11 protein-coding genes are annotated in these 14,631 nt (G+C 41.0%); 6 read left to right on the top strand and 5 right to left on the bottom strand.

Features of this window, described 5'->3' with window-relative positions; all coding sequences use genetic code 11:
* The first annotated feature begins 287 nt into the window (after window positions 1-287).
* From HWQ43_RS26750 to HWQ43_RS26730, 5 genes are all read left to right on the top strand, one after another.
* Entirely contained in the window at window positions 288-494 is a 207-nt protein-coding gene (locus HWQ43_RS26750; RefSeq protein ID WP_292739294.1) for a hypothetical protein, read from the top strand.
* 602 nt (window positions 495-1,096) lie between these two features.
* Complete coding sequence (locus HWQ43_RS26745) at window positions 1,097-2,389, top strand: ATP-binding protein (protein ID WP_292739292.1); 1,293 nt, start codon at window positions 1,097-1,099, stop codon at window positions 2,387-2,389.
* Window positions 2,379-4,208, top strand: coding sequence for a tetratricopeptide repeat protein (locus tag HWQ43_RS26740; protein ID WP_292739290.1), 1,830 nt, complete (start codon window positions 2,379-2,381; stop codon window positions 4,206-4,208). The genes HWQ43_RS26745 and HWQ43_RS26740 overlap by 11 nt, the downstream gene beginning before the upstream one ends.
* Before the next feature lie 91 nt (window positions 4,209-4,299).
* Complete coding sequence (locus tag HWQ43_RS26735; RefSeq protein ID WP_292739288.1) at window positions 4,300-4,716, top strand: XisH family protein; 417 nt, start codon at window positions 4,300-4,302, stop codon at window positions 4,714-4,716.
* Window positions 4,704-5,039: a XisI protein gene (locus HWQ43_RS26730; protein ID WP_292739286.1), complete on the top strand. Its 336-nt coding sequence runs from the start codon at window positions 4,704-4,706 to the stop codon at window positions 5,037-5,039. Before HWQ43_RS26735 ends, HWQ43_RS26730 begins: the two co-directional genes overlap by 13 nt.
* 281 nt (window positions 5,040-5,320) lie before the next feature.
* Here HWQ43_RS26730 and HWQ43_RS26725 read toward each other — a convergent pair whose 3' ends face one another.
* The 5 genes from HWQ43_RS26725 to HWQ43_RS26705 form a co-directional block, all read right to left on the bottom strand.
* On the bottom strand, window positions 5,321-6,397 hold the full coding sequence (locus tag HWQ43_RS26725) for a substrate-binding domain-containing protein (protein WP_292739285.1): 1,077 nt from the start codon (window positions 6,395-6,397) through the stop codon (window positions 5,321-5,323).
* A 169-nt stretch (window positions 6,398-6,566) separates the two neighbouring features.
* Window positions 6,567-7,811, bottom strand: coding sequence for a serine/threonine-protein kinase (locus HWQ43_RS26720; RefSeq protein WP_292739283.1), 1,245 nt, complete (start codon window positions 7,809-7,811; stop codon window positions 6,567-6,569).
* A 1,571-nt stretch (window positions 7,812-9,382) separates the two neighbouring features.
* Window positions 9,383-10,009, bottom strand: coding sequence for a heme-copper oxidase subunit III (locus HWQ43_RS26715; protein ID WP_292739281.1), 627 nt, complete (start codon window positions 10,007-10,009; stop codon window positions 9,383-9,385).
* A gap of 116 nt (window positions 10,010-10,125) precedes the next feature.
* On the bottom strand, window positions 10,126-11,862 hold the full coding sequence (gene ctaD / locus HWQ43_RS26710; protein WP_292739279.1) for a cytochrome c oxidase subunit I: 1,737 nt from the start codon (window positions 11,860-11,862) through the stop codon (window positions 10,126-10,128).
* Between the two features lie 67 nt (window positions 11,863-11,929).
* Window positions 11,930-13,012: a cytochrome c oxidase subunit II gene (locus tag HWQ43_RS26705; RefSeq protein WP_292739277.1), complete on the bottom strand. Its 1,083-nt coding sequence runs from the start codon at window positions 13,010-13,012 to the stop codon at window positions 11,930-11,932.
* A 404-nt stretch (window positions 13,013-13,416) separates the two neighbouring features.
* Between HWQ43_RS26705 and HWQ43_RS26700 the strand changes: the two genes are divergently transcribed.
* Complete coding sequence (locus HWQ43_RS26700) at window positions 13,417-14,373, top strand: heme A synthase (protein WP_292739276.1); 957 nt, start codon at window positions 13,417-13,419, stop codon at window positions 14,371-14,373.
* Window positions 14,374-14,631: the final 258 nt, after the last annotated feature.

The following is a 14,631-nucleotide window of genomic DNA, read 5'->3' as shown; positions in this document are numbered from 1 at the left end:
GCTATGATTTCATTTTGAATGCTCTATCTGTCGCAAACATTTTTTGAATTGGTATAACCTACTGTTCCAAGAATTGTGTAAAGTGATTCCCGTGACCTGATGCTAAAACCCTTCATGCAAATGGAGGGTTTTGAAAGATTAAACTTTCAGTTACCCTGAACCTGGATTTAGGGCATGGATTAACAATTGAAGCTTATACCCGCTTCATTGATAATACCCGTGCCACGCTAGAAGCCCATAATACCCTTCTGTCTAATCTTGAGGAATCTCGTAAGACGATGAATCAGATGGACAAAGGCCTCTCGGAACTATCTGAGAGGATGCTTAGTGCAGTCGCAACTGTCTACGGCAAAAACAGCATGGAGTATTCAAAGGCAGGTGGCTCTAGCCGAAAGCGGAGTACGAGTAAAAAATCTATTTCACAAGTTCTTACAGTTGTAACGGTTCCCGTCACTCAACCCACCCAAACTACAACTAACGGCAAAGGTGGCTAGAGAAATGTCTAACGACAAGCCGCTACGAGTCTACGCTTTGTTTTTGAGATTTTCTGCAAGGCGTAGACGTAGCCCGTCGTAGACATCGCTCCTCATAAACAATCGAAGCATAAAATTGGTTCAGTATCCCTTTTCAGATTTGTCCAGTTCAAAAGTTATACCTGCTATTGTTGTAAGTGTGCCACATGTTTCTCAAGACATCCTAATTACACCCTTGACGAGCAAAACTGGAGCATTGCTAGAGGGGGATGAGACGAAGCACACTAAAAATTTATTTTTATAACTGAAAATTTTATTTTATTTATGTGTTAGGTAGCTTTCAGGATGTTATCTGTATAATCTATCATTCAGTTTAAATTATCGAATGTATCATCTATCATTCAGTCTGATTGATTATTGACCTCTGTTACTTATTGATAGGTTGAAATCTGGGTATTAGGGTATCTCTTTTTAAGACATAACATACCACTCACCTAGTAGTTATTTATTAACGGAATTTGAGAAGTTATGTAGGCATACTTTATCCTATACATTGCCTGAACTTGTGCTTCAAAAATCATGAGCCATTATATGAATAGTTAGCACGTTTACGGCACTATCCAATGTCTGAAGACTTATTAAACTCCTTTCAAGAAGCATACAGCAATCTCGAACTGTTCCCCTTGATGGAACGGAACGAAATGGAAAGATTTAGAGTCGAATATGGTGATGATTTAATTGCAGACCTGAACCAATTAGTGGAAGATAGTCCTAATGGAGATGGCAAAATTGTCTTTACAGGACATCGGGGATGTGGTAAGTCTACTTTGTTAGCTGAATTTAGCCGACAAATTCAAGATAAATATTTTGTAGTTCTCTTTTCTATTGCTGACAAAATTGAAATGTCGGCTGTTAATCATATTAATATCCTGTTTGCGATCGCAGTTAATTTAATGACAGAGGCAGAAGCCCGCAAAGTTGATATTCCGCAATCTACTAAAGAAGCTCTTTATAAGTGGTTTGCTACCCGCACTCGCACTGAGGAATCAAATTTGCAAGCAGAAGTTAGTATCGGTTTTGACCTCCTAAAATTGATTAGTTCTAAATTAAAAGCTGATGCCAGCGTTCGGGATGAAATTAAGCAAGAGTTTGAACGCAAGTTATCAGATTTAGTTGCCAGAATTAATGAAATTGCTGCTCTAATTCAAGCTGCTACTAAACAAAATGTTTTGGTAATTATTGATGATTTAGATAAGCTTGACTTAGGTAGAGTTAACGAAATTTATCGAGATAACATTAAAGCCCTTTGTCAGCCTAACTTTCAAATTATCTACACCATCCCCATCGCAGTCCTTCGAGAAACATTTATTAGCACAATAATTGCCACTGAAACCAACGATCAAGTTGTGGCAATGCCTGTCTTAAAAATATTTGATAAAGGTAAAAATCGTTTCTCTAATGCCCAACCTCGCCCGGAAGCAACAAAGATTCTCGGTGAAGTTTTGCAAAAACGGATTCCTAATGAATTAATCGCAGCAGAAACAGCTGAAAAAATCGTAATTTACAGTGGTGGCGTATTGCGAGAGTTAATTCGAATTTCTAAGGAATGTTGCCGTATATGTTTGCGAACAATTCGACGAAATCCTTCAGGCAAAGTTATTATAGATGATAAAATTCTTCTGCAAGCAATCAATAAAATTCGCAATGATTTTTCCATACGCTTAGGAAAAATTGATATCGATATTTTGCAGAGCGTTTATGAACAATTTATGCCCAACGATCCCAAACAAGCAGAGTTTTTAGATTTGTTACATGGGCTGTATGTTTTAGAATATCGCACTGATGAGACTTGGTATGATGTTCATCCAATTATTATCGAAAGCTTGAGAAGACAGGGAGCGATTAATGTTAAATGAAGATTTATTAGATGATGAAGGAGAAAATCAAGATGCGTATGATGATTTAATTGTTTCTATTGAAGCTCAAAAGCGGGGATTAAATTTACTGATTGCAGTTTGCGATGATGCTAGCTTTCGCGATCAGATTATTGCTCAATATGAAGCTGAACTACAACCCGCCTTCCGTGCATATCGAGTAACTTTAGCACGTCAAGAACCAAGCCTCAAAGCTGCTCTTAACCAACTAGTACAACAAGAAGAATATCTCCGTCAGCAGAACCTGGCGGTGATAACTGTCACGGGTGCTGAACAATTGTATTTTCTCCGGTTGGGAAATGAGCAATCAGAACAGGAAAAGTTTTTTGGTTACTTACAGTGGACAAGGGAAGGATTGCGAGAATTTCCATTTGCGATCGTGCTTTGGGTAACTAACCAAATTTTAGTCAACCTGATTAAAAAAGCCCCTGATTTTTGGAGTTGGCGCAATGGTGTATTTCGGTTTGAATCTAAAAAAACAAATGCTATTCCTGGTAAAGAATTAGAAAATATCCGCTTTGTTTTTAGAGACACAGAATTAGCTAGCACAGATACTAATGAAACTAATCGCTTTTTCTTACCCATTCAAGATTTACAAAGGTTAATCGAGAAAGTAGAACAAGAACAGGGAACAAAAGATCCTAGCTTGGCTACGTTATACTCAAGATTAGGCGATATTTACCACAGCAGATTAGATCGCGGTGAATCTCAAAATTATCAAGAAGAACAGGAATTAGCAATTAAATATTGGCGTCAGGCGAGTGAGCTACAAAATGAATTAGGTTTGCAGATAGACTTAGCTAATAGCCTCAACAATTTAGCAGGAATATATCGTGCAATCGGAAACTACACTGAAGCCGAACCCTTATATAAACAAGCTTTAGAATTGAGGAAACGCCTGTTAGGAGAGAACCATCCGGCTTTTGCTACTAGCCTGAATAATTTGGCAGGACTTTATAAATCTACTGGAAAATATAGTAAAGCAGAACTTCTATATCAACAAGCTTTAGAACTGAGGAAACGTCTGTGGGGAGAACACCATGCCGATGTTGCTGTCAGTCTCAACAATTTGGCATTACTATATGATGAACAAGGACGTTATGACGAAGCAGAACCTCTGTATTTGCAATCATTAGAACTCGAAAAACGTCTGGTTGGCGAAAATCATCTTTCTTTCGCTCTCATACTAAATAATTTAGCGCTACTTTATTATCATCAAGGACGCTACAGTGAAGCTGAACCGTTGTCGCAACAAGCAATAGAACTAGATAAGCAATTTTTAGGAGAAGAGAACCCCGATGTTGCAACAGATTTGCACAATTTAGGTTTAATATACCGCGCTCAAGGACGCTACAGCGAAGCGGAATCTTTGTTTTTGCAATCATTAGAACTCAAGCAGCGTGTATTACAAAAAGCGCATCCGCTATTAGCAGATACTATCTATGCTCTTGGTTATATGTACAGAGAACAAGGACGTTACAATGAAGCAGAACCCTTATGTATAAAAGCCTTAGAGCTTGATAGGCACTTATTGGGAGAAAATCATCCCAATGTTGCCGAAAGTCTCAATAATCTGGCAGAAATTTATCGTGCAACTGGACGTTACGATGAAGCACAACCGCTTTATTTGCAAGCTTTAGATATTTGTGAGCAAGTCTGGGGTGTAAATCATCACCGTACTGTCTCTATTCGTCAAAATCTAGAAAAACTTGCCGCAGCAATGCAGAATAATGGAGAGTGCGATGTCTTGTCTACGACACGCTGCGCGAACGACAACCCCTTTGGAGAACGCACTGCATAGAGCAAAAATCTAATTTTGGGTTAAGCTAAACGCTAAAATATCATAAAAATAGAATATTTTCATTTTGAGACTCTAATCTAGAGATAGCAAAATGGCTAAAGATGTTTTCCATCTACAGGTAAAAAAAGCATTAATCAAAGATGGGTGGATAATTACTCACGACCCTTTTACAATTCGTGTTAGTGAAGCGATTAAACTACAAATAGACTTAGCCGCTGAAAATGCCATTGCCGCAGAACGGAATGCAGAGAAAATAGCTGTTGAAATTAAGAGTTTTATTGCAGATTCAGATATCAGTGAATTTCATACTGCACTCGGACAATATCTCAATTACTCCCAAGCTATTGAAGAAAAAGAAGCAGACAGAGTGCTTTATTTAGCTGTTCCTATCGAAACATATCAAGACTTTTTCCAACTTTCTTTTGTCCAACGCACCCTTGATCGTTACCAAGTTAAGTTGATAATTTACGATCCAAAACGTGAGGAAATTCGGCTATGGATAAAATAGAACGCTATCGACAATTTATCAAACAAATTCTGAGCGAACATCAACAAATCACGTCTAATACCGATACTGTCAAATCACAATTAATTTTAGACAACGAAAACGACCATTATCAACTAGCTTACGTTGGCTGGCAAGGAGATAAGCGGGTGTTTGGCCCGGTCATGCATTTTGATATTCAAGATGGGAAAATATGGATACAGTATAACGGTACGGAAGAGTCTGTTGCTGAACGATTGGTTGAGTTAGGTGTACCCCCTTCTGATATTGTTATTGGATTCCATTCTCCTTTTAAGCGCCAATTTACCTCTTATGCTGTCGAGTGAAGAGTGCTGTTAGCGGTAGCGGGGCGTTTAGCCCGTGCTGAGTGCTGAGTTGAAAAACCGCACACAAGGGCCGGGCATCTAGCAAGTAAATAATTATTGAGTAATTCTTAATTCACTCAAAACTCAGCATTAAGTAGGGAGAACTTCAACTCAAGTGATGAATACATGAATATTGAACAAGCAGTGAATAAATAGAAAAGCGATCGCTTCCCCTAGATCCCCGACTTCTTAAATAAGTCAGGGAGCTGTGGGAAAGGAAGCTTAATTGTTTTCCAAATCTACTAGCGAACGCCAACGAATCCAGCTTGTTCAATTGCTCTTTGCCCTTGGTCAGTTAATAAAAGATTGGCATAAGCATTTCCAATCTGCTGTTCTGGACCTTTATTCTGCTTAATAATCACAAACAAATTAGCAATCATCGGATAGCTGCCATTTTTGATCGCCTGAGTATTTAGCTGGTTGCGCTGACGTGGACATTGCTCAGGCGAAACCATCGGCTCCCGATAAGGGGGAATTAGCTGACCAGAAGTGTTACCCAATGGCAAAGCCTTCACACTACATTGAAAGACTACTGAACGGGCAGAGGCGTAATACACACCACCAGGGGTTTTACTGAGTTGGCGCACTGCTTCTGTAGCGGAGTAGACATATTGCACATTAGAGCCAAATGCTTGCCCCTTTAAGTCGCTATTGCTAGGGAATATTACTGTATCTGCGTCCTCTGGTCGTTGAGAAAAAGCTGTGATGGGTAGATTTGGCCCACCGACTTGATTCCAGTTAGTAATTTTCCCCAAATAAATCTGCTGCAATTGTTCAACACTTAAACCCGATACATTGAGTGATGGATTTACAACCACTGCTATCCCATCCATACCCACCTGACGTTGCTCAAGGGTAAAGCCTCGCTCTTTTGCCGTAGCTTGTTCTTCATCTGTGAGGGGACGGGAGGATTGAGCAAAGTCTAGTTTGCCATCAAGTAACATCCGAATACCGGAGCTAGAACCAGGACTACCATCAACAGGATTTACATAACGTAATTGTAGTTCCGGGCGATCGCTCTGGATCTGAGAATCTACCAATTGCCGAATAGATGCCCAAGCGGTACTACCTCCGTAGTTGAATGAGGCAGGGGGAACATCAGCAACTGTCTGAAAAGTTGATGCATTATTAGAGACGCGGTTGAAATTTTGATTAGAGGAAGAGTTAGCACTGTTGCGGGACAACAAAGTTGGCTTTAATAACCACCAAAGTAATCCGCCAATAACCATAAGTGTTAGAACTTTACCAATAATCAAACCTTTAAGAAAGAGGGCGATTTCGCTGTTAATTAAAGCTTTCCTTTGATTTGTATTGTCCATATTTTTAAATTTTGTTTATTGTATTTATCTTACAGGAATATCTAAGTATTTATCCTACAGTCATCTTGAAATATTTAAATTAAAAATAAATCTTTAATAGCTAGTTAATAGCCAGTCTTATGATTGCTGCTAGATGATTAACTTTTCTAATGTAGTGAAATTAAACTTGCTATTTGGTGTTTTTTGCAATGGTGCAATTGCTTTGACAGATTCTTCTGTTAAGTGCTGATTTAGCTAGTAGACTATTCGTCTTAGCTGACGGAAACTCAACAAATCTTTCTAGAAAACTCTTTAGTGGAGTAGGTTGGCTTGGAAGCGATGTCCCCGTATTAATGAATGTATAGATTAAAACTATTACTATCAAACTCGTGGTTGCGCCAAGACCGATACCCAGCAGTAAAATAAAGTTTCTATAAGTTAACAAATAACTATCATCAGCCTTGTGGTTGATGTCAGCAGATTGTAAAGACTGTGACAACGCTCCATCCGAATTAAGCGCTTGTAAAGCTTCTGTGGCAGACTGATAACGTTGGTTGTAGCGATCGCGAACCATTGTATCTAAAATATTTGCCAGGGCATCACTTACCTCTGCCTTGTCGCGCCAGATAACTTCTCCAGTACTAGGATCTTCTGGTAGTTGTTCAGGCATTAAACCTGTCAAAGCTTGAATGCCAATCATCCCGACTGCATAGATATCGCTACAAAGTTTTGGCTTTCCCTTAGCCTGTTCGCTTGGCATATAGCCAGGAGTTCCAACAGCAATTGTTAAGCCTGCTCCCAAAGCACCAATTTTCTTAATACTGCCAAAGTCAATTAGCACAATCTTCTGATCTGAGTACCGTCGCATTAAGTTTTGAGGCTTAATATCTCGGTGAATGATATCGTGTTGGTGGACGAAAGCCAGTACTTCTAGGATGTCTTTTAATAAATTTAAAACTGTATTCTCGTTAAGACGCTGACCTGGTGTAATTTCTTGAGTCAAGGCATGACCGTCAATAAATTCCTGGACTAAATAAAAATCTCCATCTTCATCAAAATGGGCAAACAGTCTCGGAATTTGGTCGTGGTCGTTGCCTAGCTGGTATAAAACTTCCGCTTCCCGATCGAATAGCTTTTTAGCGATGGGTAGAACAGCAGGATTGGAATCTTTTGGGTGGAAATGTTTGACGACACAATGGGGTTGTCCTGGTAAATCCAAGTCAAGGGCCAAGTAGGTATCACCAGAACCTCCACTTCCTAACTGTTTGATAATCTCAAAGCGATTCCGAAGTGTTTTTCTGTTGAAAGAGTATCGGTGTCTGTTACGTATAGTACCCCCTACTAAGTAAGTCTTATCAGATTCTCCGCTTCCCATCACTTTGACAGTTTCAAAGCGACTTCGGAGTGTTTTTCTGACTAGAGGGTTCTGGCTCATGTGGCGTATACTACTTCTTAATTTACTGACCATTCAGAGCTTGGGTGAGGTTATAAATAACTGCTAGATTTGCTAGATTTGCTAGTATTTGCGGCAGTAAGCCATTGGGCAACCTATGTTTTGGATAAATGTGATACTTAGTTGATTAATTGCTTTATTTAATACCTTTATAGGTATTTTAATACCAGATTAATTTATGAAATACTTCTGTAATTTTATCACTTAAGTAAATTTAACACTAGTTCACAGTCTTTAAACTGTGGGCAGAAAATAATATTCAGGAGTTAGGATACTTATTTATTTTAACTGTTAAGTCTGATTACTGACAAAACTTTGAACAGTAAAAATTTAAAGGCACAAATACCCTTACAGTATTCATCACAATTTTGTTACCAGATTTTAGTCATTCCTAAGCGCGATCGTGTTGTCAGATCAATGTGAGTTCAACGAAAAGCCTAAAAAAGATCGGGTAAGTTTTTGAGGTAAGTATCGAGTAATGGTTTTTGAGTTAAATTAGGTGTGACTTTTCAATCACTCACACATTTTACGATCTCGATCTACTCATAATTCTGACAAATCTGGAATGCGTATTCGCTTTCACGAAATACCACAATTAATATGTGATACCAATAGTTAAAAAAGAATCCACACTTACCTACCCTTAGCAAGGCGAGAGTGCGCGTTGAGCTACTTAAATGAGAAAGCCAAATGGAGAATTGCAATGATTGCAATCTCTCGAATAACTTCAAGTTTCCACTTTTACGACTAGAAAAAATATTAGGACTGCATTTCCTGAAATTCAATCCGCATAAATTTGCGAATTTTCTTTATTTATTGGTTTACTCAGTTCTTAGAATATCAATTTACAGTATCTTAACTGGTTATTCAATACTTCCTTCAAAACATCTTACTTTTCCAACTTTTCCCACCTTTTACTTTACTTGTATTTCTATCACTTGCAATAACTCAATTGCATCTAGCAAAAGTAATAGTGAGAATGGTCTACGCTAGAACTAGCCCTTTCAAGGTGAGTAAAAATTTTGCTCAAAAAATTCCTCTTTAATCTCTTAACTCTGTGTTCTCTGCGTCTCTGTGGTTAAATAAATTACTTTTAAACCGCAGAGGCACAGAGAGCGCAGAGAGAAAAACAGAGATTTTACGAGTCACCTTGAAAGGGCTGGTCTTATACGCTTATTTTGATATATTTTTTATTTAACTTTTCTAGTTAAAGGATAAATATGCATTATATATAAACCTTGCAGAGACGTAGCACTACTAAGTAATCGGACAAAAATATTTACAGTCATTGCGTTCGCGTAGCGTCTCCAAGAGAAGCAATCCCAGCCGCAAGCGAATTGCTTCCTTCCGCAACTCTTGGAGACGCTACCGCGTAGCTTGCTTCCCCGTAGGGATACGCTCCATTCGCAATGACATTGTGTAATTAATTCTGTCTGACTACTTATGTCTCTACAATCTTTTGACTCATATCTTTATTCTGTTAATTAAAAAAAGCCCCCACTAGGGGGCTTATTAAGTTGTCAGCGTGGATTGAACAACTAGTTAATTAATACTTACAGTAGATAAAGTAATCCGAACAAAATAATCCAAATCACGTCAACGAAGTGCCAGTAGATTTCGGCTGCTTCAATACCAAAGTGCTTTTCGTTACTATAGTGACCCGGAACGCGCGATCGCCACAACACAGCAACAATTGCCAAAACGCCTATGGTAACGTGCAATCCGTGAAAACCAGTCAAAACGTAAAATGCACTAGCAAATAAATTGGTAGTTAAACCAAATTCTAAATGGGTATATTCATATACTTGACCCATCAAGAAAATAGCACCCATTGCAGCGGTAATTGCTAACCAGATTCGCGCACCCCGTGTATCGTTCTTTTTAATAGCAGTATCGGCATTGTGCATGACAAAACTACTAGAAATTAGATTGATGGTGTTAACTCCAGGTAGCAATAGTTCTAATTCTGGGGTACCTGCTGGCGGCCACACAGGTAAGGTCGCACGGAAAGCCAAATAGGCTCCGAACAGTCCCATAAAAATCATCCCTTCAGCAATCAGGAAGACAATTAGCCCAAACAGGCGATGGTCTGGATGTTCTTCATGATGACCGACGGATGCTTCCGCCGCGTGGTGATGATTCAGTTCGGTTTTAGCTGGGTCAATAATTTGACTTTGCATGAATTTTGATAAATGGGGAATGGGGAGTTAAAAGTTAGGAGTTAAAAGTTAGGAGTTAAAAATTTTGAACTAACAACTTTATTAAAGTCATAACTCATCATTCATAACTCCTAACTCTATTTCCGGTCTTCGGGATTGGCAGCAACGGCTGGATCGGGTTCTGCTCTTAATACTGAGTTTGGACCACCAGATAAGACGGGATTGGGATCAGATAAAGGTACACCTTCATTAGCATTTTCCAAACCGTAGTCGTAGGGGCCTGTAGCCAGTACTGGGGTTTGATCAAAATTTTCGATCGCTGGTGGTGAGGTTGTCATCCACTCTAAGGTAAGTGCCCTCCAAGGATTATTACCAGCTTTCTCACCGTACAACCAACTCCAAATCGCATTGATGATGAAGGGAAATGTCGAAATTGCCAGTATGTAAGAACCATACGTGCAGATTTCGTTCAGTGTGGTGAATTTGGGGTCATATTGGGCAATACGGCGATTCATGCCCATTAAACCCAGCTTGTGCATGGGTAAGAAGGTCATGTTTAGACCGACAATTGTCAAGGCAAAGTGAACCTTACCCCAAAATTCGTTTACCATCCGTCCCGTCATTTTCGGGAACCAGTGGTAAATACCAGCAAAAATTCCTAGAACGCTACCGCCAAATAGGACGTAGTGCAGGTGGGCAACCACAAAATAAGTATCGTGAACGTGAATATCAAAGGGCACTGCTGCCAGCATCACGCCACTAATCCCACCGATTACAAAAGTGCCAACAAAGCCGATGGCAAATAGCATGGCACTGTTAAGGCGGATTTTTCCACCCCACATCGTTGCTAACCAGCTAAATATTTTAATTCCTGTGGGTACGGCAATGATCATGGTGGTGATCATAAAGAACATCCGCAACCAACCGGGGATACCGCTGGTAAACATGTGGTGCGCCCAAACAATTAGCCCCAAAAAGCTAATGGCAAGAGACGAATAAGCGATCGCTTTATAGCCAAAAATCGGCTTGCGAGAATGGATGGGGATAATTTCTGAAATTGCGCCAAAGAAGGGCAAAATCATGATGTAAACCGCTGGGTGGGAGTAAAACCAGAACATGTGTTGGTATACTACCGGGTCGCCCCCGCCAGTTGGGTTAAAAAATGTTGTCCCGGCAATTAAGTCAAAGGAAAGCAGAATCAGACCTGCTGCTAAGACTGGGGTTGATACCAAAACTAGCGCCGAAGTGGCGAACATTGCCCAGCAGAACAAGGGCATTTTGTGTATGTCCATGCTGGGGATACGCATCTTGATCAATGTTACCAGGAAATTTATCGCCCCCAAAATAGATGATGTACCCAGCAGCAAGACACTCATAATCCAAATGCCTTGCCCCACTTGTCCTGTTACCAAACTCAGGGGAGGGTAGGAAGTCCAACCGGCATCCGGTGCATCGCCTACCGCTAAACTGGCGATCAGCAATATACCCGCAGGCGGGATCATCCAAAAGGCAACAGCATTCAGCCGAGGAAATGCCATATCTTTTGCCCCAATCATCAGGGGAATTAGATAGTTAGCAAACCCTGCCCCGGTTGGCACAATCCACAAGAAAATCATGATCGTGGCGTGCAGCGTAAACAGACTGTTGTAGACTTCTGGGGTAACAAAATCTACCTCTGGAGTTCGCAGTTCTGTGCGAACCAAGTCAGCCATTACGCCGCCAATGCAGTAGAAAATAAACGAAGTGACTAGGTATTGAATCCCAATCACCTTATGGTCGGTTTGAAAGCCAAAGAAGTCTTGCCATTTTCTGATCCCAGGTTCCTCACTAAGGGCGGGGATATTGGCAGTTTCTTGCAACTGAGCTTGTGTCATAGTCGTTAGTCATTAGTCATTAGTCGTTAGTCATTAGTCATTGGATTTTGACTAATGAACATATTGATTAATGGTGAACTTGATGAAGGATTTCTGGCTTAATTCCCATGTCCTTGGTGTAAGGAGCAAGAAATTCATTTGGGGATAAATCGGTAGGATTAACAGCGATCGCTTGATTTAGCGTTTCTTTGCTGGCAACTAGCTGTTCTTGCATCCATTTATCAAAGGCTTCTTGTGGCTCAACAACTACTGGCGCTCTCATCGCACCGTGGTAGGGGCCGCAAAGTTCAGCACAGATTAGGACATAATCTCCTGCTTTTTTGGGGGTGAAGCGAATCTCGCTTTGCCTACCGGGGATCGCATCTTGTTTTAGGCGGAATTCTGGCACCCAGAAAGCGTGGATGACATCGTTAGCTGTCATACTGATTTCCACTTCTCGCCCAATGGGGACGTGCATTTCACCTGTAGTTATACCAGTTTCAGGATAGGTGAAAATCCAGGCATATTGTAGACCAGTGACGTTGACTTGTAATTCTGCTGGTTTGCCTGCTTTATCAGGAGTTCCCCCAATTGTCGGAGCAACAATACCTACACCTGGGGCATTCCGCAGTTGGGGAATTTGGTCAGCATTGCGGACTTCTGCCGTAGCTGGATCTTGCATTGCCTCATCAGATTTTTCTTGATTGAGGTTGGGTTCAGTGCCAGGAGGTGTATCGCTTAAAGTTGCAGCGATCGCGGTTCCAGGCATTGCCATTGACTCCTGACTCATCGGTGCTTCATGGATAGCATGGGGATCAAAGCCACCGATTTCGTTGTAGACATCAAAGCTGTAAACAGAAATACCGATAACGATAATTGCTGGGATCGCTGTCCAGAGAATTTCTAGAGGTATATTACCTTCAACTGGTGGGCCGTCTTTATTGTCACCTGCACGCTGACGATATCTAAATGCAGAGTAAATTAAAATACCTTCAACGAGCAGAAATATCCCTGTAGAAACGATCATCATCGCGTTGAACAGACCATCCACCAAGACGGCTTCATCAGTGGCGGCTGCTGGCAACAGACCGTGATTTTGACCGTACCAAAGGCTGGCTAGCGTTAGCACGATGCCAATGAGTAATGTCCAGATGGAACTTGGAATCTTCACGGCTTACTTAATTGAATTTACTATGTTATCTCGAAGCTACTCACTTACTAAGGTAGTCTAGGCTGTCAGACATAGGGGACAAAGGTCTGAAATTTTTATTAATTTTTTTGCCTATTTCACTAATTTTGAGTATGAGTTTACTATCATACAACGCCAAAAATAGATGCAAATCAGTGAAAAAATTTAAGGAAAAATTTAGAATGCTTAAATTAATTGTGATTAATCAATTTTTGACATCTTGAAAAATACCTAAAGCTTCAGGCAAAACTTTGCTGGAGTGATTCAAAGTATAAGTGAGTGCTAATCTATAAACCCATAGCCTATACGCTAGGGTGGAGATAGGACACTAAAAGAAAATTGAAAATTTTAAGAGATCCACCAAGAGCGGGCAGAAGGTATCGTTCATGAGCGAATTTGTCCTACAACAACAAAATGAAGCGGCGCTTCAGCAGCAAAAGCCCAAGGAAATGATTCGGCGCTTGGTGTGGAAAATGTGCATAGCCACCTTAATTTTGATGGCCATAGGCAGTGCCACCCGCGTCATGAATGCAGGGCTTGCTTGCCCAGACTGGCCCTTATGCTATGGCGAACTCGTGCCAGCCAAGCAAATGAATCTCCAAGTGTTTTTGGAGTGGTTTCACAGATTGGATGCAGCTTTAATTGGTGTAAGCGCGATCGCACTTTTTGGTTTGTCCTGGTGGCGTCGTCGTTTCTTACCCTCTTGGCTGCCTTGGGCATCTACATTCGCCCTATTTTTAATCGTCTTCCAAGGTATTTTAGGGGGACTCACCGTTACCGAATTGTTGCGGTTTGATATCGTTACCGCCCATTTAGGAACGGCGCTGTTGTTTTTTACCACCCTTTTGATTATCGGCACAGCACTCACACCCTATCAGGGTAATGGAACTGTTGGTAAGCTGCCTTGGGTCAGTTTAACTGCCGCTGTTCTGGTTTACCTGCAAAGTCTGCTAGGTGCTTTGGTAGGCTCTCGCTGGGCGCTACACCAATGCCTCGGCGGTTCTCAACTTTGTACTGTGATGTACAGCCATATTGCTGGTTTGGTGCCGCCAACAGTGGCAACCTTGGCTATGGTATTTATCTGTTGGCGGACACCAGCACTACATCCAGCCTTGCGGCGACTGGCAAATATGGCTGGTGCGTTGTTAATCTTACAAATCTTGTTGGGAGTCGCCACTTTCAAATTACACCTCCAAGTCGAGCCTCTCACAGTCTCTCACCAAGCTATAGGAGCTACTTTGCTTGGTACTTTGGTGGCTTTCACAGTTTTATCACTACGTGACTCAGTGAGTGCTGAGTCACGAGTGCTGAGTGCTGAGTCACGAGTGCTGAGTGCTGAGTAGGGAGTGGAGGAGATGAGGGAGCAGGAAAAGAACTCCTAATTCCTAACTCTTGTACAGACGCGATTAATCGCGTCTCTACTCTTAACTCAGCATCAGTTTTCATTTGTCTGAAAGAGCCAGCTTGAGCGGGGGCTGCATATACAGCGGATTTCAAGGAAAGTGAAGTACACAAGCTAAGTCTCAAAGCCAGGTATAAAGCCTGTTTTACTTCTGAATTCTGACTCCTGAATTCTGAGTTCTGCTGTAAGTTGTTGAAAA

This window comes from Nostoc sp. JL31, from assembly GCF_017114965.1.
GTDB classification, from domain to species: domain Bacteria; phylum Cyanobacteriota; class Cyanobacteriia; order Cyanobacteriales; family Nostocaceae; genus Nostoc; species Nostoc punctiforme_A.
The sequence above is the reverse complement of the archived record's forward strand: the minus strand, read 5'-3'. Positions and strand labels throughout refer to the sequence as shown.